Source organism: Gardnerella lacydonensis (assembly GCF_048545055.1).
GTDB classification, from domain to species: Bacteria; Actinomycetota; Actinomycetes; order Actinomycetales; family Bifidobacteriaceae; genus Bifidobacterium; species Bifidobacterium vaginale_C.
On record NZ_JBKQXT010000001.1, the window covers coordinates 67688 to 86178 of the forward strand.

Consider the following 18491-nt stretch of genomic DNA (forward strand, 5'->3'; position numbering starts at 1 on the left):
TCGCGTACTCACTATCATAGTGATTTTTTTCAATACTCGCATCTTTTTTATCATATAGATTGGTTACAAATATTTAAACTTTGTGTATGCGATTAGATAATGTTATTTTATGAACAATTTTGATGTAAAAAATATTATTAGGCGTTTTAAGATTAATTGCAAAAGCGCTACATATTCACTCATTTATATTTGTGTGTTTGTTTGGCTTGTTGAAATTATTCTTCATACTTTTTCGCCAAACTTGTATCAAGTACTTATTGAGAATACAGCATTTTCTCCATTTTTGATTAAAAAATCTATTTGGACTTGGTTTACATCTATGTTTGTTCATTCTCCTGGATTTAGCCACATATTTTTCAACATGCTCTGCTTATATTCTCTCGGAATAGAATTAGAGAAATTCTTTGGCAGGTGGAAGTTCTTCTTCCTATATGCCATTTCAGGACTAGGAGGATGCGTTGCAACCCTACTTTACTGCAGAATTACAGGAAACTGGTTCTTGTCGGCTTATGGCGCATCAGGTGCAATTATGGGACTTATAGGGGCACTTCTTGTAGCTCAATGGAGACTCGGTGAAAATACTCGAGGAACTTTAATATGGATTGCTTTAACTCTAGCTATGCCTATTATTATTCCAAATATTGCTTGGCAGGCTCATGTTGGCGGTCTTATCACTGGAACAATTTTGGCTACTTTGCTTGGAGTAAATAATCCTATTCTTAAAAAAGCATCTTTCAATGAACGTTTTGCTATATATTCTTTACTGATTCTTATTGTGCTCCTAGCTATTTGCATGTTCTGCATATGCTAATCAACTTTAAATTACACATATGTAGTTCTCCACAATTGTGGACACACAAGTGGATAACTTGGGTATAACATGGGAATATCTACTCAAGTTATCCACAATGTTGTACACAAACGTTGATAACTCAGTCTTTTAAAACCTGTTAACAAGTGCATAAAAGTTATCCACATTTTTTGTAAATTGTGATTTTCTCCAATCTTAATAAGAAATAAAATTATGCAATCTAAATTCAATAATTCAAAACATCTAGATCCCCAAAACCAAGAAACACTTGATTTTATTAAGGAAAATCAAGATGCCAATCCTAAAGATGCTGCTTTAAAAGCATCTAATAATCCAAAAATCAATGTTTTATTTGCCGTTAATCAAATAAGCGGAAAACAGATTGCAAAAACAAAACTGCCTAATTGGTATATGAATAAACAAGTAATATACCCAGCTCACATTTCGATGGAACAATGTTCATCGCAAGCAACCGCACAATATAAAGCACAGATAGTTCATAATCTTATAAAAGACAATAACTTAAACAAGTCTAAAACTACACTAATTGATTTAACCGGCGGATTTGGCGTAGATTGCGCAATAATGAGCAAAGAATTCAATGAATCTATTTGCGTAGAAAAACAAGAAGAATTATCTGCTATCAGCCAGCACAATATGATTGTAATGGGATTAAAAAATGTTCATTGCGTAAATTGCACAAGCTCTGAAGTATTAAATAACATAAACTCATCTACACTTATTTACATTGATCCTGCAAGACGTGACCAAAAAGGATCTAGAACATACGCCATAGAAGATTGCACTCCGAATGTTATAAACCTAAAATCACAAATGCTAGATGTTTCAAAATTTGTGATTATAAAACTATCCCCAATGCTTGATTGGAGAAAAGCTGTCTGTGATTTTAACGGAAACGTTAGTCAGGTACACATAATTTCTCATAACAATGAATGCAAAGAATTACTTTTAGTACTGGACGCAAATTTACATAACATTGTTGAGATTCATTGCGTTAACAATGAAAATATTACTGTTTTTTGCGCAAAATATGATTCGTCTTTACACAAGGTTGAAGAATCTTACGAGATTTTAAATAATGCCACAAATGTTATGGAAAATTGGAGAAATTTAGCTAAATATGTTTATGAGCCAAACGCATCTATTATGAAAGCAGGATGCTTCAATCTTTTAATACAAAAATATGGTGTTTATCAAATCGCGAGCAACAGCCACATTTTTATTTCAGAAAATTGCAACTCTGATTTTCCTGGAAAAATTTGGAAAATAGAAGGAGTCTGCAGCATGAATAAAAAAGAAATCAAGCAAATTATTTCAGACTTAGAGTACGCGAATATAGCCACGTACAATTTTCCAATGAGTGTTAATGATTTGAAGAAAAAACTTAAATTAAAAGATGGTGGTACAACTAGGATTTTGGCTACTACGGATAGTAAAAAACGGCACGTAATTATTAGGGCAAGTCAAGTAACAGATAAACAGATAATATGCAATAAATAAATTAATGGCTGCGCACTCATGCACACAGCCATTAATCAAATTTAAAAAGTTCTATTAACTTTTTATCTCCAGCACATTGTCATTAAGAATCCAGCCATAACCAAGCATGCTGCAATCAAAAGGTTAAATGCTCCAATTCCAGGAATTGGTAGAGAAGGATTCAGGTAGTAAACAACCGCCCAGAACAAACCAACAATCATAAGCGTGCAGAAAAGCGGAACAAACCAACCAGCATTAGCCTTTGTTCCTTTAATTGACTCTTCAACTCGACGAGTATTTTCTTCTTGACGCTTCATCATTCGCTGTATCTGCGGAGACAAAGAATCTTTGTCCGCAGTCGCATTCAGCACAGCTTCAACCTGCTCCATAGGCACGCCATACAAATCTTCTTTAGAAGATTCTTTTGCTTCGCCAGCATCGGCAGATGAAGCAGCATTCAATGTGTTTAATTCTTCGTCAGCCATAACAGTAACTCTCCAATCAATCGGCTACACGCTATAATAATAGTTACACTCGAACGCAATAAGAAGACTGGATGCTATGGCTAGACAAACAGGTAAACACAGCGCTAAAAAATCGCTGTTGGGAAGCATTGCTGTGGCATTAGCTATCTCTTTTACAGGATATTTATTTATTACCAACTTGCGTATTAATCGTACAGCGTTTGTTACATCAGACACTGGTCAGATGGTAGAAAGAAATTCTCAAAGAGCAAAAAGTTTAAGAGAAGATGTTAAAGAACTAGATTCACAAGTAAATCTTCTAAACAAAACTTTAACAAATAATACAAATGATGCAGATTCTTCCGACGATACTGGCGCTAGCACAATACTCCCAGCAATACAGGGACCTGGAATTAGTGTTACACTGAACGATTCACCACTGTGGAAAACGGCCGTAAACGGGTCTGGAAGCTCAGCAAACATAAATGACTATGTAATTCACCAACAAGACATAGAAGCGGTGGTAAATGCCCTTTGGAGAGGCGGAGCAGAGGCAATAACAATCCAAGACCAACGCATACTATTCAATTCTGCTGTTGTTTGCATCGGAAATGTGCTTATGTTACAAGGTCATCAGTACTCGCCACCGTATAGAATATCTGCTATTGGCTCAATCGAAGACATGGTAGATGCGCTGGATGATTCTCCAGCAATTCGAACATATAAAGACTATGTCAGCGGTTTTGGGTTGGGATGGAAAGTGGAAAAAAAGACTAATCTAAAATTCGCAGAATCTTCTGCACTTTTACAGCCACTACGATATGCTTCGGTTCCAAAAGATGCCGATTTTATTAGTAGTAACATTTCGCCACAACACCATTCCAACAGGCAATAAAGGAGTAACATGAAGCGTTCTAACAATATGCACGAACGTAGCGAAACTAAACACGGCAAAACCAGTATTATCTGGCAAGCAGTTGGTGTTGTAGGAGAACTTCTTATTTCTTTCGCTGTTATTTGTGCACTGTATATTGTCTGGCAAATGTGGTGGACGGGCGCACAAGCTGAACATATACAAGTTGAAACACGTCAATCTGTTTCTTGGACAAACCCTGCTGCTGGTCCTAAAACAAAAATTGCTCTTCCTCAAGTAGACAATCCTCCTAAATTACAGGGCGTCAAACACGGAGATCTTCTAGCGCGAATCTATATTCCGCGCTTCGGTGATCAATGGGAGCGTAATGTTATTGAAGGCGTAGATATGGAGATACTTAATCGTCGAGGATTAGGTCATTATCCTAAAACTGAGTTGCCTGGAGAAATTGGAAACATTACAATTATTGGTCACCGCAATGGTTATGGTCAACCTCTTGCAGATGTTGATAGGTTCCAAAAGGGAGATCCTATTATTCTTCGAACTAAAGATTATTGGTTCGTTTACAAATACATTACTCACAAGATTGTCAGACCAGAACAGGTTGAAGTTCTTGACCCAGATCCAATAAACCATAGTAAAGAGCCAAAGAAACGCATGATTACCATTATTACATGCGAACCTAAGTTCTCTACACCTAAGTTCCGCTTTGTTAGCTTTGGAGAGCTTGACTATTGGGCTAAAGTTTCTGACGGTATTCCAAAAGAGCTTTCTACTTTAGACGAAAACGGAAAAGTTAAGTTTGTTAATAACGAGAAACAATCTTTGATTTCTCACCTCGATTCACTTGTTCCGCTTATGATCGGCGCACTGGTAGTATATCTGATTATTTTTGCTGCTGGAGCTATTGCATGGCAGTGGCCTTTAAGACGCGAGATTAAAGCAGGTCTAAAGCCAAAGCCTGAATTCAGCATCTTTGGCGGACTTATGAGGCTACAGCCTGGAATTCTTCCAGTGAGATTAATTCTCTCCTTGATTATCTACCTAATATTAATGATGATACTTATGCAATGGGTATACCCGTTTGTTTCGGCAAATATACCATTCTTAAGAGAGATGTCAGCATATACGGCAACGCCTTACTAAATGGTAAGTAGATAAGAAGTAAGTAGATAAGATTAATAGATAATAAAAATCAGGGTTAGGATAATTTCTTAACCCTGATTTTTGTTGTATAAGATTAAACAATTTGTATAAGATTAAACAATCTACTCTTAGTTTATATGTAGTTTATATGCAAACTAACTAAAACACGTAGATACTAAACATGCACTTAATTAATATAAAAAAGAATATAAAGAAGAATATAAAAAAGCCAGTAAGCTTATTAAACTTACTGGCTTTATGTTTTTTACAAACCTGTATCTGTTGTTGTAGTAGATGTAGACGGGTCTTCAGTAGAAGGTTTATTCAAGTCTAATCCAGTACCTGGCTTTGTAGTATCTGACGGAGGAGTAGAAGATTTCACAGTCAAAGTGATTGTTGAACCTTTGTCAATCTTTGATCCTTCTTTTTCAGACATTCCAGTAACTATGTCATCATCTTTAGCTGATGCATCAGATGCGACAACCTTAAAACCTTTTGCTTCCAATACTTGTTTAGCCTGCTTGAAAGTTACAGTGCCAACAGCCAAACGAGGAACTTCAACCTTAGGCTTTCCTTTAGAAACATATACTGTTACAGAGCTATGAGGCTTTACTGCAGCTCCAGAAGACGGGTTCATCTTAGTCACAGTTCCTTCAGATGCAGTATCAGATTCTTCCTCAACAACATTTACAGTAAAACCAAGATTTTGCAATTCGCTTGTTACAACATCCTTAGATTGTCCAACTAAACCATCAGGAATCTTTGTAAGACCAGAAGAAATGTATAAGGTAACCATAGATCCCTTATCTGCAAACGAATCTGCAGAAGGATCTGTACGAGTAACGTGATTCTTCTTAACTTCCGTGCTATCTTCTACACGAACATTAGATATCTTAAATCCAGCACGTTCAAGAGCTTTACGTGCTACATCTTGCGATTTACCAGTAACATCTGGAACCTTAGTAGACTGTGGACCTACAGAGAACCATACGCTTACTCTAGATCCTGAAGAAACCTTAGCTCCACCTTTAGGAAGCTGCTTGGTAAAAGTTCCTTCTGGTTGAGAAGATTTATCATCTTCCAAAATATCTGGGATAAGACCAAGAGCTCGCAACTTTTCGCGAGCAGCATCCTGCGTTGTTGTTTCTGTAAATGTAGGAACTACAACTTCTCCAGCAAGTTTACTGCGATTCAAAACCAATAAAATTCCAGCAACAACAATTGCACAAACTACAGCAGATATAACGGAAGTAATAACAATTCTCTTACTTCTTTTTGCTCTATTAGCTGCAAGCTGCGCTGCTCTAGTGTTATAACCAGTATTTTGAGTATAAGGCTCAAATTGACCTGTAATAGCACCAAAGCTTTGTGTTGATGCAGTATCAGCATTGTTCATTGCTTGTGTTGCAGCATTCTGCTCAGCCTGCTTTCTAGCACGCATATTAGCCAAATCCGTCAGAGGATTAAATGCTGCAGCAACAGGAACACCACCATTCATAAAAGCCAATATGTCATTTTTAAATTCTGCTGCAGTTGCATACCTATTCTGACGATCCTTCGCCATTGCTTTGGCACAAATTTTATCCCACATAACAGGAAGACCAGGAACAAGCGTACTTAATGGCGTTGCAACCTCAGACACATGCTGATACGCAATTGCAACAGCTGAATCACCCGTAAAAGGAGGTCTACCAGTTAGCATCTCATATAAAACACAGCCAGCAGAATATAAGTCAGATCTCATATCTACTTGTTCTCCACGAGCCTGTTCAGGAGACAAGTATTGAGCAGTTCCAACCACACCCTGTGATTGTGTCATTGTTGTTGCAGAATCGTCCAATGCCCTAGCGATTCCAAAATCCATAACTTTGACAATGCCCTGCTCGGAAATCATAATATTTCCAGGCTTAATATCCCTATGAATTACACCCATTCTGTGCGAATACTCAAGAGCATTAAGAACTCCGAGCATAACCTGCTCAGAGTCTCTTTGACTCAAAGCACCATTCATTTTAAGAATATCGCGTAAAGTTTTACCCTTAACATATTCCATAACAAGATATGGCAGATGCTCTTCTACACCATTGTCATCTTCTACAGATTCTTCTCCAGAATCATAAATATTAACTATGTTAGGATTGTTCATCTGAGCAATTGAATGTGCTTCTCTGCGGAATCTCGATAAGAAAATCTCATCATTTGCCAGATCAGAACGCATAATTTTAACCGCAACAGTACGACCAAGACGTTTATCTTCTGCGATTCTCACCTCGGCCATTCCGCCACGACCAATTAATTCACCTAATTGGTACCGTCCATTCGCTAATGAGGTAGGCATTGTGTTACTCATTGCTGCTCCTTGCGGTTGTTATTGTTTAAAATGTTAATAATATTCACTTGAGTTTTTGGAACACTTCTCACGCTACGAGCAGGACGCTGAACAGCGGAAGAAGGTATTGAGTTTTTATTATTAAATTCTGTTTGCTGATCTAAAAGTCTTCTTTCTATTTTTGAAAGAACTTTTGACACTACTAGAGCATCTTTAGGTCTGTCTTTTGGATTCTTAGAAAGCATTGACATTACAAATTGTCTTAATTGGATATCAACACTATCTGGAAGAGGTGGAACAGGATCGTTAACATGAGCTGCTGCAATATCTACAGGCGTAGCTCCAGTAAATGGTCTGTGTCCACAAAGTCCTTCGTAAGCAACGACTCCGAGAGAATATATGTCAGATTGAGCAGTAGCTTGTTCTCCTTGAGCTTGTTCTGGAGAAATATATTGAGCCGTTCCTACTACCATTCCATCTTGGGTTATTTGTTCTTGATCACTAGAATAAGAAACACCAAAATCTGTTATTTTTACGCTTCCAGTGTCAGAAACCATAATGTTTGCTGGTTTAACGTCTCTGTGTATAACACCATGAGAATGAGCTACAAAAAGACCTCTAGCTGTTTGAATAAGAATAGGAAGCAAACGAGTTGGTTCCACAGTTTTTTCTTTATGATACAAGTCTGCTAAAGATTTACTAGGCACATACTCCATAATCAGGAAGCCAATACCATCATGCTCATAATAATCAAATAATGCCGCAATATTAGGATGCGCTAAATTGGCTGAATTATGTGCTTCTGCACGAAGTCTACGCAATTTAGCTTCAACGTTGTTGGTATCTGTTCTAAGAGCTTTAATTGCTACAATCCTGCCGAGCTGTATGTCAAAACCTTTCCATACCTCGCCCATACCGCCTTGTGCAAGACGTCTATCTAACCTATATCGATGATGAACTAATTGTCCTTCAACAAGTTTCATTGCTTAAGAGCCTCCTTCATCACCTGTTTCATAATAGGTCCTGCAGTATAAGTTCCATATGTGTTCGCATTATGAACTACTACTGCTATAGCTATTTTAGGGTCTTCTGCTGGGGCAAATCCAATTACCCACCCATTTGCAGACTGATTTTTTACACCAATCTGCGCTGTTCCAGTTTTTGCTGCAACATGAATATTTGGTAGAGAAAGATTTGAATTTTCTTTAACTACTACACTTTGCATCATACTATTAAGTTTTGCAGCTGTCTGTGCACTAATAGCTTGGCTCATAACAGTAGGATTTGTTTGCGATATAACAGACAAATCACTAGATCTTACGCAATCAACCAAAGTTGGTTTCATAAGAGTTCCGTTATTAGCTATAGCCGACGCAATCATAGCATTTTGAAGCGTAGTAATCTTTGCATCTCCTTGACCTATAGATTCTAGAGCTAATTTATCTTGAGATGGTTTAGTAGAAAGTAATGATGTTACTACTCTCATAGGGAAACCAGTTGAATCTGATCCATCTAAAGTAAATGAGCTAAAGAATCCAAATTTCTTAGCTTGCTTTATTATTGCGTCAGACCCTAACGATATTCCTAACTGTGCAAAAGCAGTATTTGAAGAATAAGCTAAAGCATCTTCAAATGATATTTGTCCGTTAACTCCATTTGCGGGAACAACAACATTTGTTAAATGTGTTCGAGTTCCAGGAAGAGTGTAGCTTGAACCAGCCGGAATCTGAGTATTTAAATCATATTTTCCAGATTCTAATGCTGCAGCAGCAATAAGTGTTTTTAAAGTAGATCCTGGTGCATACAGTTCAGAAATGGAACGATTAAGCATCGGATTATAAATATTAGATATAAGATCCTTGTAAGACCTATTTACAGAAGAAACATTGTGAGAAGCAAGAAGTGAAGGATTGTAACTTGGAGTGCTAACCATTGCTAGTATTCGTCCAGTTTTTGGCTCTATAGCAACTAAAGCACCTTCTTTATTTTTTAGTAGATTATATGCAAGAGTCTGAAGCTTAGTGTTAATAGATGTTTCTATTGAAGCACCCCTATTTTCTGCTCCAGTAAACAATGACTTAAACTTTTGAAGGAATAAAGCATCTGACTGTCCACTTAAAAGCTCATTCCTTGACGCTTCTATTCCTCTATCAGCTCTTTGACTTATTGAATAATATCCTGTAATCGAAGCATAAACTTCACCATTGAAATATGAACGCTGATAAACAAAAGCATCTTTAGATGGATCAGATTTCGCTAATACTGTTCCATCAGACGCAAGTATTGCTCCTCTAGGAGACCCAAATTCATGGTATAGTGCTCGTCTATTTCTAGGATCCGAATTTAACTCGTTTGCTTTTATAGAAGTTATGTAGGTACTAGAAACACAAAGTATTACGAATAATATTATTACTGCAGTAAAAAGCTCTTTTAAACATTTATTCATAACTTTCACCTCCATCTTCTTTAAGATCAGAGGCTTTATTTTCTCTCTCCCTAAGTTCTCGTTCTCTTAAGGCAGCTAAAGCTTCGTATTGGAAAGTATCAGACATAACAGCAGTTTCAGGCTTATTTGCAGCATTAGAGATAACAATCAAAATAGCAGCAAGCAAATAATTTGCCACTAATGAGGATCCTCCAGCAGCCATATATGGCATTGTTAAACCAGTTAAAGGAATTACAAGAGTAATACCCCCAACAACAGTAAAAACTTGGAAAGCCATTGTAAAAACTAAACCAGATGCAAGGAGTTTTCCAAAACCATCCTTGATTTTCATTGCCGTTATCATACCCGAAGCAATAATAATCAAGTAAAGCATTAATACTATGAACAAACCCGTCAATCCTAATTCTTCACCAACTGAAGCGTAAATAAAATCAGAATTAGCAAGAGGTGTCAAAGATGGGTGACCTTGCCCTAATCCGGTTCCTGTAACACCACCAGCTGCCAATCCAAATAATCCTGTAACAATCTGAGCAGAACCACCTGGGAATCTATTGTAAACAACTGGGTCATACGGGTTAAGCCAAGCATCTACTCTATATTGCACGTGAGCAAATAATTTAACAGCTACAAAGCATCCAATCATGAATGCTATAAATCCAATTGCAAGCCAACCTTTTCTACCTGTGGCAACATACAACATAGAAACAAACATTGCGAAGAACATTAAAGATGTTCCTAAATCGTGTTGTACAACAAGAACGCACATTGATGCAGCCCAAACAAGTGCGATAGGACCCATGTCTTTAAATCGCGGAAGATGCACGCCTAAAATCTTTTTTCCGCCAACAGCAAGCCTGTCTCTATGGTCAAACAAATATGCTGCAAAGAAGAATGCTAAGAATAACTTTGCAAATTCTCCAGGTTGAAGAGTGTGATTACCAAAACCGATCCATATTCTTGCTCCGCCAATTTCCTTACCAACTATAGGAAGCATTGGAGATAGTAACAATATAAGACCTATTATCATGCTTACGTACGAGAAGCGTCTAAGTATTCTGTAATCTTCAAGAACAAGCACAAAAATTATTGACAAAACAAGAGCAACACAAACCCATATAAGCTGTTTCATAGCAATATCTGTATTGTGCTGTTTATCTATCCTAGCAATCAGTACTGTGCCGATAGTTGTAAGCAGAAGCATACATGGCAATATAACTTGACTACAATAAGGTTTTTTTACTATTAAAACTCCCCATAGAACCAAGTATAAGGCTGTTGTAAAAGTAAGCATTCCAATATAATCTGCTGGAATATATCCGTTAATCCTCAAAAACATCTGCAAAAATGCTAATGAAGATATAATTATGGAAAACAGAAGTAGAGAAATTTGTTTAATCCTAATACTCAACATATTCATGAGGTTTTACCCCCTGAATCAGAGTCTGAATTTACAACTCCACTATTATTGCCATCTTTATCGTCTAAACTAGATTTAGCACTTTTTTGTTTATTAGTGCGTTTTTCAATCTCTCTGGCACGCATTTCACGTCTTATTAATTTTGCGTGTCCTCTAGCTTCTTTAAGACTGCTAAAACTTATTCCTTCATCGAGCTGATCTTGCCAAGATTTATCTAGGTTTTTTACTCTTATATCTGTTTCTTCGATCTGATGCGAAAGTTCTAAACCAAAAATATTTGTAGGAACACCCTGGTAAATAACTACTCTATCGTTACCTTTACCAATGTAATACTGCTTTTGAGTCCACGAATATACAAAATATGCTCCAGAAGCAACAATAGCGCATACTACAAGTATTGCGAAAGCAACTCCTATTCTCATCCATCTTTTTCTAATCTTATTTGCTTTGTGTGCTTCAGCTTGTTCTCTTTTTACAGCTCTAGCAACATCTGGGTCTCTAGGATCAGTTGAGATTCTTCCATTCTTCTTTTTTACAATAGGAATCTCATTTGTATCTGTAGACCTAAGTTCTTCTTCATTTCTTAAGTGAGAAGGCTGAACTAAACGAGTTGTCTCAACTTTTTCAACATCTTTTTCACTCGACTTTTCACCATCTTGTATAAGAGCAGCGGCTCTTTGAGCAGGCGAATTTTTACCTTCTCGCAACACTGGTGTAGAAGATACTGCCTTATTAACAATATCTGCTATTGATTCCAAATCCTTACTTGCAGCACCGCCAATCAATGGTGTTTGGTGAGGCAAATCAAACGCATCTGCGTCTAGTGCCAAAGTTGCATCCGCAATAACAGCTGTGGCATTATCGGTACTTCCAGCTTTAAGAGCCATTGAAACAAGTTTTTGAGCACATTCTTCTTGATTAGATACGCTGCTCATAACTTCTTGAATAGTGGAATCTTCTAATACTCCACATACTCCATCTGAACAAAGCAACCAGCGATCTGAAGGATGAGCTAATCGAATTGCCATATCTGGGCGTGGATCAATATCAAAATCACCTAATACTCGCATAACAACATTGCGCTGTGGATGATTTCTTGCTTCTTCTGGAGTAATATGACCAGTATCAATTAAATGTTGAACATAACTATGGTCACAAGTCATTCTTATAAGATGATTATCTCGCAACAAGTATGCTCTAGAATCACCTAAATGTGCAAGAACCCAGTATCCGTTTACTAAAGAAACAGCTGTTACTGTCGTTCCCATTCCAGCAAGTCGTCTTTCACGCTTTGCTTTTCCAACAATCGCGTCGTGAGCTGCCATAATTGATGTTTCCATCATAGAAGAAACAGCTTTTACATCATTTGGTCTTGAATCCTGCTCAATATGAGCTAAAGATCTTATTGCAATAGTAGACGCTGTATCTCCACCAGCATGACCACCCATACCGTCACAAATAGATGCTAAACGCTCTCCTGCGAACGCTGAGTCTTGATTATTACTACGAACTGTACCAACATCACTAACAGCAGTTGAATACATAAACAACGCTTTATCAATAAATGAAGCTTTATTAAAATTATTTTCTTCATCTCGATTAGTGTTTTTATTATTTAAAGAATTATTTATAGTATCGGAATTTCTACTATCAATGTCTGAATTTAATTGTGTCATATAATCACCTCAATTCAAACATTGTTGCGCCAATTCGTACAGAAGTGCGTGGTTGCAAAACGACTGGTTCATTAACTCTATTATGACCAATCATAGTTCCATTAGTACTGCCCAAATCTTCGAGTACCCAAGATTTTACAGATTGATTAAAATAAACGCGAGCATGATGAGACGACACAAATTCGTCATTTAAAACTACAGTATTGTTTGCCGATCTTCCAAGAGTTACACCAGATGGTTCAAGAGGGAAGGATGAACCAGCCAAAGGACCATCAATAATAACAAGTAAAGTAGGATTTTCTGAAAGTTTATTAGATTCTTCATTCCTAGAAACTATATTATTTTGATTATTTTCACTACTTGAATTACTTGGCTTACGACGATACTTATTCTTAAAAGAACGAGACTTTTTAGGACTAAAAATCTCAATATCTCTACGAAGAGAACGAACAGCAAACCACACGAATACCCACAAAAGTACTAAGAAACTGTACTTAAGTATAGCAAAAGTTAACTCGGTTAATATCATGCGCGTACTCGTATCTCTTTATGTATTCGTCTATTACTCCTGATCCTGCGATGAAGCCCAATAGAAAATACGAGTACGTCCGATAGTTATAGTATTTCCATCTAAAAGTGTTGCTGCTGGAGTTTGATGTCCTTCAACATAAGTTCCATTAGTAGAACCAAGATCTCTAGCAATAACACCATCAGGCGTAATATCTATTCCAAGATGACGACGAGAAATACCAGGATCGTCAATAACAATATCGCAGCCAGATCCTCTGCCTAATATCGTGCGATCTTTTGTTAACAAATATCTATTTCCATTAATTTCAAGCATTGGATGATTTTCTGACTGCTCTTGAGTTGTTACAGGAACAGCATTTCCTGGAACAGAGTCAGAAATCAAATTGAAATTACCTTTAGCAAGATCTGTGTCTTCTTCAAAAATAACTGCAACAGGTCCAACAAATGCATAATGCTGGCTTTTTGCATATTGTGTAAGATTATCTGCAAGCTCGTTAGCTAACGCTTCACTACCAAGCTGATCAAAATCTGGCGTACTAAGTTTAAAGTGATATTCATTCGGAGCAACTGTACGATCGCGATCAATTGGCATAGATTGATTATCAATCTCTCGCTCTAATGCACTGGAAAGATCAACAGGCTGCAAGTCTTTAGAGCCGAATTTTGCGAAGACCCCGTTCATTGCACCTTCAACGCTCTTCTCAAGTCGGTCAAGCATGCTCATTGTAAACCCTTTCTATCTTTTCTTCATACTACTCGTCACCTCGTACGGTGTTCAACTTATTACATTCGTATATTAATACTTGTTTTAATCAATATTCTTTTATATTACAAAATCATCCATCAAATCATCCATTTAAATGAATTAACACATACTCTCATAATACATATTTATCATATATATTTCTAAGTGTAATCTTTAACTATGAATCAAAAAAATCAATTTTATGACTTTTGGCAAAAAATAGTAAACAATAAGAAGTCTTCTATTATTTTACTTCTTGCCATTCTAATCCCTTGCATTGGTAAAGGGCTGCTTGTTATGAGTGAGGAAAGATCTTTAGAAACAGGCATCGTTGCATTTTTCCATAATTATTCCCCATCTTTCATAATGTCTATTTCAAAGATTCTTGCAATAATTTTTTCTACAAAATGTTGCATAGTCATACTTCTTGTTTTATCTATTATTTCTTACTTTATTAAAAGAAATTGGCGTCTAACTCTTACACAACTTGTTATTTCTCTTTTGCCTATGGTTTATATTTTTGCAATTAAATTCATAGTTCATAGACCTAGGCCTTTTATTGGAGTAAAGGTTAAACTTCCACCAGATCCAAGTTTCCCAAGTGGTCATACTGCAGCAGCTGTTGCAATTTGCGCTATGATTCTTATGATTCTTTATGTATCTAATAAATCATTGTTAAAACTTGGCTTGATAATAAGCATTGTTGTTGTTGTAATAGTGGCTCTTTCTAGGCTTGTTGTTGCAGCTCACTTCCCTACTGACGTTATAACTTCTGCAATAATGTATCCAATATTAGTTATGTATAATCTTGATTTCTTTAAAAACAGTAGTTTTATTAATAGAAAAATATTAAAAAGATAAAGGTAAATAAACAATGTTTAATGGTTTTAAAAAATTTATTTCTCGTGGCAGCGTTATCGACATGGCAGTCGGTGTTGTTATGGGCGGTGCTGTTACAGCAGTTGTTAATTCAATAGTTAAAAATATTATTAATCCTCTTATAGCAATAATTTGTGGAAAACCAGATTTAGATGGTGTTCTAACAATAACAATAAATGGTGCAACTATTTCGTTTGGTGCTGTTATTGGATCTGTATTAAATTTCCTTATTATTGCTGTAGCTGTTTACTTTTTCATTGTTTTGCCTATTAACAAATTGAGAGAAATGGGTGTTAATTTCTTAAATATTGAAAAAGAAAAAACAGATGAAGAAAAACGCAAAGAACGTGAAGAAAAAATGATTAAAGTATTGGAAGATATTAGAGATTCTGTTTCTAAGTAAAAATGCTTTGATTTTAATTTAAAAATTCCCCTGCTAATCTAAATAAGATTAGCGGGGGAATTTTTGATTATTTTATTTTAAATCACTTATTTTAATCATCGCCAAGAGTTAGATGGATTCCACCAACTAATGAACCAACAACGTTATATAGCAAAGCACCAATTGCAGAAAGTAGTGTTAAAATAACTATTTCCACAACAGAAAGAATTGTTACAGCACTTAAAATTGTTGGAAGAGAGAATACGTCAGCAAGATTAAAACCGTTGCTATCCAAACCTGTTGATGAAACGATCTGAGTTACTTGATCAAAGACACCAACCATGTTTAGAAATAGCCAAACTAATCCTGCTGCAATTACTTGAATTATTCCTCCAGCTACGCTAAGAAGAAAAGTAACTTTTGCAACAGACCACGCATCTACCCTAACTAAGGAAAGACTCATTCTTCTAGCACGCGGCTGACTAGTTTTTCTCTTGGCATAACCATTAGATTCAAAACTAGCTGTTCCACCAATTGTTCTTGGAGAATTAGTGTTAGATTCGCCATTAACTTTGCTATTGGATGTTTCAAAATCCTCACTCATCTAAGTTCCTTCTGCTAGTATTTTCTTCTACTTCTTCATTCTTATTGTCACTTTCATCGTCTCTTTCCTCATTACGAGCTATAGAGATGATTTCGTCACCCTTATCTGGCTTAGCTAAAGTCACGCCTTGAGTTGTTCTACCAGTACGCTTAACCTCGTTAACATCAGAGCGAATTACCTTACCAGACTTCATAATTGCCATTACTTGATCTGTTTCTTCAACAATCAAGGCACCAACCAAAGAACCGCGACCTTCTGCAAGTTGAACAGCTTTAACACCGTATCCGTTTCTTCCTTGCAAACGATACTCTTCAATAGCAGTTCGCTTAGCAAATCCTTCGTTTGTAACAACGAGAAGATCTTTACTTGTTTCTACAGATACAACATCCATATCAAGTAATTCATCGCCTTCTCTAAATCGCATACCTTGAACGCCTGCAGTTTGGCGACCCATTGGTCGAAGTTGCTCATCATCTGCCCTAAATTTAAGGCTCATTCCAAGCTTAGAAACAAGAATAATGTCGTCTTCTGGATTGCACAAAGCTGCACCAATCAACTCATCAGCAGGTTCGCCTGTTTCTTCGTTTGTCATTAGTCGAACAGCAATCAAACCGCCTTGACGCGGAGAATCATATTCTTGTAAAGCAGTTTTCTTAACTTTTCCAGAACGAGTTGCCAAAACCAAATACTTTGCTACATCATAATTTGGAATTGATAATACTGCTTGAATTGTTTCTCCAGGAGCAAATTGAAGCAAATTAGCAACATGCTGACCTTTAGAATCGCGAGATCCTTCTGGAAGTTCATACGCTTTAATCCTGTAAACGCGTCCGCGATTAGTAAAGAACAACAACCAATTGTGTGTAGAAGTTAAGAAGAAGTGATCAACTACATCATCTTCACGCAATTTAGCGCCTTTAATTCCTTTACCACCACGATGCTGAGCACGATACTCGTCTGCCTTAGTACGCTTAATATAGCCTGCGCGAGTAACTGTTACAACAACGTTTTCTTCGGCAATAAGATCTTCAACATTCATTTCACCCGAGAATGGAAGAATTCTAGTTCTGCGCTCATCGCCATATTTAGCAACAATTTCATCAAGCTCATCGCCAACAATTTTGCGCTGACGTTCTGGGCTTGCAAGAATATCATTGTAATCTTCAATCTTGCGCATTAATTCTTCATGTTCGTCGAGAATCTTCTGACGTTCCAAAGCTGCAAGTCTACGAAGCTGCATTGCAAGAATAGCATCTGCTTGAACATCATCAACATCAAGCAAATTCATCAAACCAGTGCGAGCAGTATCAACATCTTTAGATGAACGAATTAAAGCAACAACTTCATCGATCATATCCAAAGCTTTTAAGTAGCCTTGCAAAATATGATCTCGCTCTTCAGCCTCTCGCTTTAAGTAGCGTGTACGCCTATCAATTACTTCAAGCTGATGACTTACCCAATGACGAATAAACGCATCCAAACTCAAAGTGCGCGGCACACCATCAACAAGCGCAAGCATATTTGCGCCGAAAGTTTGCTGCAATTGCGAATGCTTATACAAGTTGTTCAAAACAACTTTTGGAACAGCATCTCGCTTAAGAACAAGCACCAAACGCTGACCAGTACGACCAGACGTTTCATCGCGCATATCTGCAATGCCTTGAATCTTGCCATCTCGCACAGCTTCACGAATAGAAGCAGCTAAACGATCAGGATTAACTTGGTACGGAAGCTCAGTAACAACCAAGCACATACGTCCCTTAATTTCCTCTGTATTAACAACAGCGCGCATTGTAATTAAGCCGCGGCCCGTACGGTACGCTTGCTCAATTCCCTTGTGACCTAAGATTGTAGCTCCGGTAGGAAAATCTGGACCTTTAATCCTCTGAATTAAAGCTTCAAGAAGCTCGGAATTACTAGCATCTGGGTGATCCAAAGCCCAATGTACGCCATCGGCAACCTCACGCATATTATGAGGTGGAATATTGGTTGCCATACCAACAGCAATACCAGCAGAACCATTAACTAAAAGATTCGGAAAACGAGATGGCAAAACAGTAGGCTCTTGAGTTTTACCATCGTAGTTTGGTAAGAAATCAACAGTATCTTTGTCAATATCTCGAACCATTTCCATAGCAAGAGGCGCCATTCGGCATTCCGTATAACGCATTGCTGCTGCAGGATCATCACCTGGAGAACCAAAGTTTCCTTGACCATCAACAAGCATATAGCGCATTGACCAAGACTGAGCCATACGCACCAAAGTATCGTAAATAGCAGAATCACCATGAGGGTGATACTTACCCATAACATCACCAACAACACGAGAGCACTTGTTATATCCGCGATCAGGCCTATAGCCACCGTCATACATAGCATAAATAACGCGGCGATGAACAGGCTTCAAACCATCACGAACATCTGGCAAAGCGCGTTCAACAATAACAGAAAGTGCATAAGCAAGATATGATTCGCGCATTTCCTGCTGCAAATCCATGTGCTTTACGCGAGCACCTTTCATTAAGCCATAATCAGTACTATCTGATTCTTGCGGACTTTGTGGTTCCATAGACCCATCAGGCAACTGATCTCTATATTCACCATCATTAGCGGCGTTTATTTCGTCTACCACTGCTATTCCTTCTTATTTAGCTTTTAAAGTTTATTTTGCTTTATTTTTACGTTGA

General features: G+C 37.2%; 16 protein-coding genes. 6 read left to right on the plus strand and 10 right to left on the minus strand.

Going from position 1 to position 18491, the window contains the following annotated elements:
* Positions 1-109: 109 nt before the first annotated feature.
* Together ACJV45_RS00285 and ACJV45_RS00290 are read left to right on the plus strand one after the other, a co-directional pair.
* Positions 110-811, plus strand: a complete 702-nt coding sequence (locus tag ACJV45_RS00285) for a rhomboid family intramembrane serine protease (protein ID WP_004120162.1) — start codon at positions 110-112, stop codon at positions 809-811.
* Positions 812-1024: 213 nt separating this feature from the next.
* Positions 1025-2332, plus strand: coding sequence for a THUMP-like domain-containing protein (locus tag ACJV45_RS00290; protein ID WP_419397377.1), 1308 nt, complete (start codon positions 1025-1027; stop codon positions 2330-2332).
* Between the two features lie 62 nt (positions 2333-2394).
* Here ACJV45_RS00290 and crgA read toward each other — a convergent pair whose 3' ends face one another.
* Complete coding sequence (crgA, locus tag ACJV45_RS00295; RefSeq protein ID WP_004113997.1) at positions 2395-2796, minus strand: cell division protein CrgA; 402 nt, start codon at positions 2794-2796, stop codon at positions 2395-2397.
* Between the two features lie 76 nt (positions 2797-2872).
* Here crgA and ACJV45_RS00300 point away from each other — a divergent pair, with 76 nt between their 5' ends.
* Complete coding sequence (locus ACJV45_RS00300) at positions 2873-3670, plus strand: DUF881 domain-containing protein (protein ID WP_004574394.1); 798 nt, start codon at positions 2873-2875, stop codon at positions 3668-3670.
* 9 nt (positions 3671-3679) lie between these two features.
* Complete coding sequence (locus tag ACJV45_RS00305) at positions 3680-4795, plus strand: class E sortase (RefSeq protein ID WP_116692407.1); 1116 nt, start codon at positions 3680-3682, stop codon at positions 4793-4795.
* A gap of 265 nt (positions 4796-5060) precedes the next feature.
* Here the strand turns inward: ACJV45_RS00305 and pknB are convergent, their stop codons facing one another.
* Genes pknB through ACJV45_RS00340 form a run of 7 tightly spaced genes read right to left on the minus strand, consistent with a single transcriptional unit; the run spans position 5061 to position 13918 of the window.
* On the minus strand, positions 5061-7145 hold the full coding sequence (gene pknB, locus ACJV45_RS00310) for a Stk1 family PASTA domain-containing Ser/Thr kinase (protein ID WP_419397378.1): 2085 nt from the start codon (positions 7143-7145) through the stop codon (positions 5061-5063).
* The gene (locus ACJV45_RS00315) at positions 7142-8107 is read right to left on the minus strand and encodes a serine/threonine-protein kinase (protein ID WP_004574398.1); all 966 of its coding nucleotides are present in this window, start codon (positions 8105-8107) and stop codon (positions 7142-7144) included. Before ACJV45_RS00315 ends, pknB begins: the two co-directional genes overlap by 4 nt.
* The gene (locus ACJV45_RS00320) at positions 8104-9570 is read right to left on the minus strand and encodes a peptidoglycan D,D-transpeptidase FtsI family protein (RefSeq protein WP_419397379.1); all 1467 of its coding nucleotides are present in this window, start codon (positions 9568-9570) and stop codon (positions 8104-8106) included. Before ACJV45_RS00320 ends, ACJV45_RS00315 begins: the two co-directional genes overlap by 4 nt.
* Positions 9563-10987 carry an FtsW/RodA/SpoVE family cell cycle protein gene (locus ACJV45_RS00325; protein WP_004120179.1) on the minus strand — a complete coding sequence of 475 codons (1425 nt, stop codon included), beginning with the start codon at positions 10985-10987 and terminating at the stop codon, positions 9563-9565. The genes ACJV45_RS00320 and ACJV45_RS00325 overlap by 8 nt, the downstream gene beginning before the upstream one ends.
* On the minus strand, positions 10984-12663 hold the full coding sequence (locus ACJV45_RS00330; protein WP_419397380.1) for a PP2C family protein-serine/threonine phosphatase: 1680 nt from the start codon (positions 12661-12663) through the stop codon (positions 10984-10986). The genes ACJV45_RS00325 and ACJV45_RS00330 overlap by 4 nt, the downstream gene beginning before the upstream one ends.
* 4 nt (positions 12664-12667) lie before the next feature.
* A complete protein-coding gene (locus ACJV45_RS00335) occupies positions 12668-13192 on the minus strand; it encodes an FHA domain-containing protein FhaB/FipA (protein ID WP_004114013.1) in 525 nt (174 codons plus the stop codon).
* Between the two features lie 33 nt (positions 13193-13225).
* The gene (locus ACJV45_RS00340) at positions 13226-13918 is read right to left on the minus strand and encodes an FhaA domain-containing protein (protein WP_004114015.1); all 693 of its coding nucleotides are present in this window, start codon (positions 13916-13918) and stop codon (positions 13226-13228) included.
* A 201-nt stretch (positions 13919-14119) separates the two neighbouring features.
* On the opposite strand from ACJV45_RS00340, the gene ACJV45_RS00345 reads away from it, so the two are divergent.
* Entirely contained in the window at positions 14120-14800 is a 681-nt protein-coding gene (locus ACJV45_RS00345) for a phosphatase PAP2 family protein (RefSeq protein ID WP_419397381.1), read from the plus strand.
* 13 nt (positions 14801-14813) lie between these two features.
* A complete protein-coding gene (mscL, locus tag ACJV45_RS00350) occupies positions 14814-15221 on the plus strand; it encodes a large conductance mechanosensitive channel protein MscL (RefSeq protein ID WP_004120188.1) in 408 nt (135 codons plus the stop codon).
* Positions 15222-15312: 91 nt separating this feature from the next.
* On the opposite strand, the gene ACJV45_RS00355 is transcribed toward mscL, so the two are convergent.
* Entirely contained in the window at positions 15313-15804 is a 492-nt protein-coding gene (locus ACJV45_RS00355; RefSeq protein ID WP_004120190.1) for a DUF3566 domain-containing protein, read from the minus strand.
* Positions 15797-18436 (minus strand): DNA gyrase subunit A, encoded by a 2640-nt coding sequence (gene gyrA, locus ACJV45_RS00360; RefSeq protein WP_419397382.1) that lies wholly within the window; start codon positions 18434-18436, stop codon positions 15797-15799. The genes ACJV45_RS00355 and gyrA overlap by 8 nt, the downstream gene beginning before the upstream one ends.
* Positions 18437-18491 lie beyond the last annotated feature (55 nt).

What these genes read in the sequence shown, in the direction of transcription:
- ACJV45_RS00285 (WP_004120162.1), top strand. Translation starts at nt 110, where the DNA reads ATGAACAATTTTGATGTAAAAAATATTATTAGGCGTTTTAAGATTAAT.
- ACJV45_RS00290 (WP_419397377.1), top strand. Translation starts at nt 1,025, where the DNA reads ATGCAATCTAAATTCAATAATTCAAAACATCTAGATCCCCAAAACCAA.
- crgA (WP_004113997.1), bottom strand. Translation starts at nt 2,796, where the DNA reads ATGGCTGACGAAGAATTAAACACATTGAATGCTGCTTCATCTGCCGAT.
- ACJV45_RS00300 (WP_004574394.1), top strand. Translation starts at nt 2,873, where the DNA reads ATGGCTAGACAAACAGGTAAACACAGCGCTAAAAAATCGCTGTTGGGA.
- ACJV45_RS00305 (WP_116692407.1), top strand. Translation starts at nt 3,680, where the DNA reads ATGAAGCGTTCTAACAATATGCACGAACGTAGCGAAACTAAACACGGC.
- pknB (WP_419397378.1), bottom strand. Translation starts at nt 7,145, where the DNA reads ATGAGTAACACAATGCCTACCTCATTAGCGAATGGACGGTACCAATTA.
- ACJV45_RS00315 (WP_004574398.1), bottom strand. Translation starts at nt 8,107, where the DNA reads ATGAAACTTGTTGAAGGACAATTAGTTCATCATCGATATAGGTTAGAT.
- ACJV45_RS00320 (WP_419397379.1), bottom strand. Translation starts at nt 9,570, where the DNA reads ATGAATAAATGTTTAAAAGAGCTTTTTACTGCAGTAATAATATTATTC.
- ACJV45_RS00325 (WP_004120179.1), bottom strand. Translation starts at nt 10,987, where the DNA reads ATGAATATGTTGAGTATTAGGATTAAACAAATTTCTCTACTTCTGTTT.
- ACJV45_RS00330 (WP_419397380.1), bottom strand. Translation starts at nt 12,663, where the DNA reads ATGACACAATTAAATTCAGACATTGATAGTAGAAATTCCGATACTATA.
- ACJV45_RS00335 (WP_004114013.1), bottom strand. Translation starts at nt 13,192, where the DNA reads ATGATATTAACCGAGTTAACTTTTGCTATACTTAAGTACAGTTTCTTA.
- ACJV45_RS00340 (WP_004114015.1), bottom strand. Translation starts at nt 13,918, where the DNA reads ATGAGCATGCTTGACCGACTTGAGAAGAGCGTTGAAGGTGCAATGAAC.
- ACJV45_RS00345 (WP_419397381.1), top strand. Translation starts at nt 14,120, where the DNA reads ATGAATCAAAAAAATCAATTTTATGACTTTTGGCAAAAAATAGTAAAC.
- mscL (WP_004120188.1), top strand. Translation starts at nt 14,814, where the DNA reads ATGTTTAATGGTTTTAAAAAATTTATTTCTCGTGGCAGCGTTATCGAC.
- ACJV45_RS00355 (WP_004120190.1), bottom strand. Translation starts at nt 15,804, where the DNA reads ATGAGTGAGGATTTTGAAACATCCAATAGCAAAGTTAATGGCGAATCT.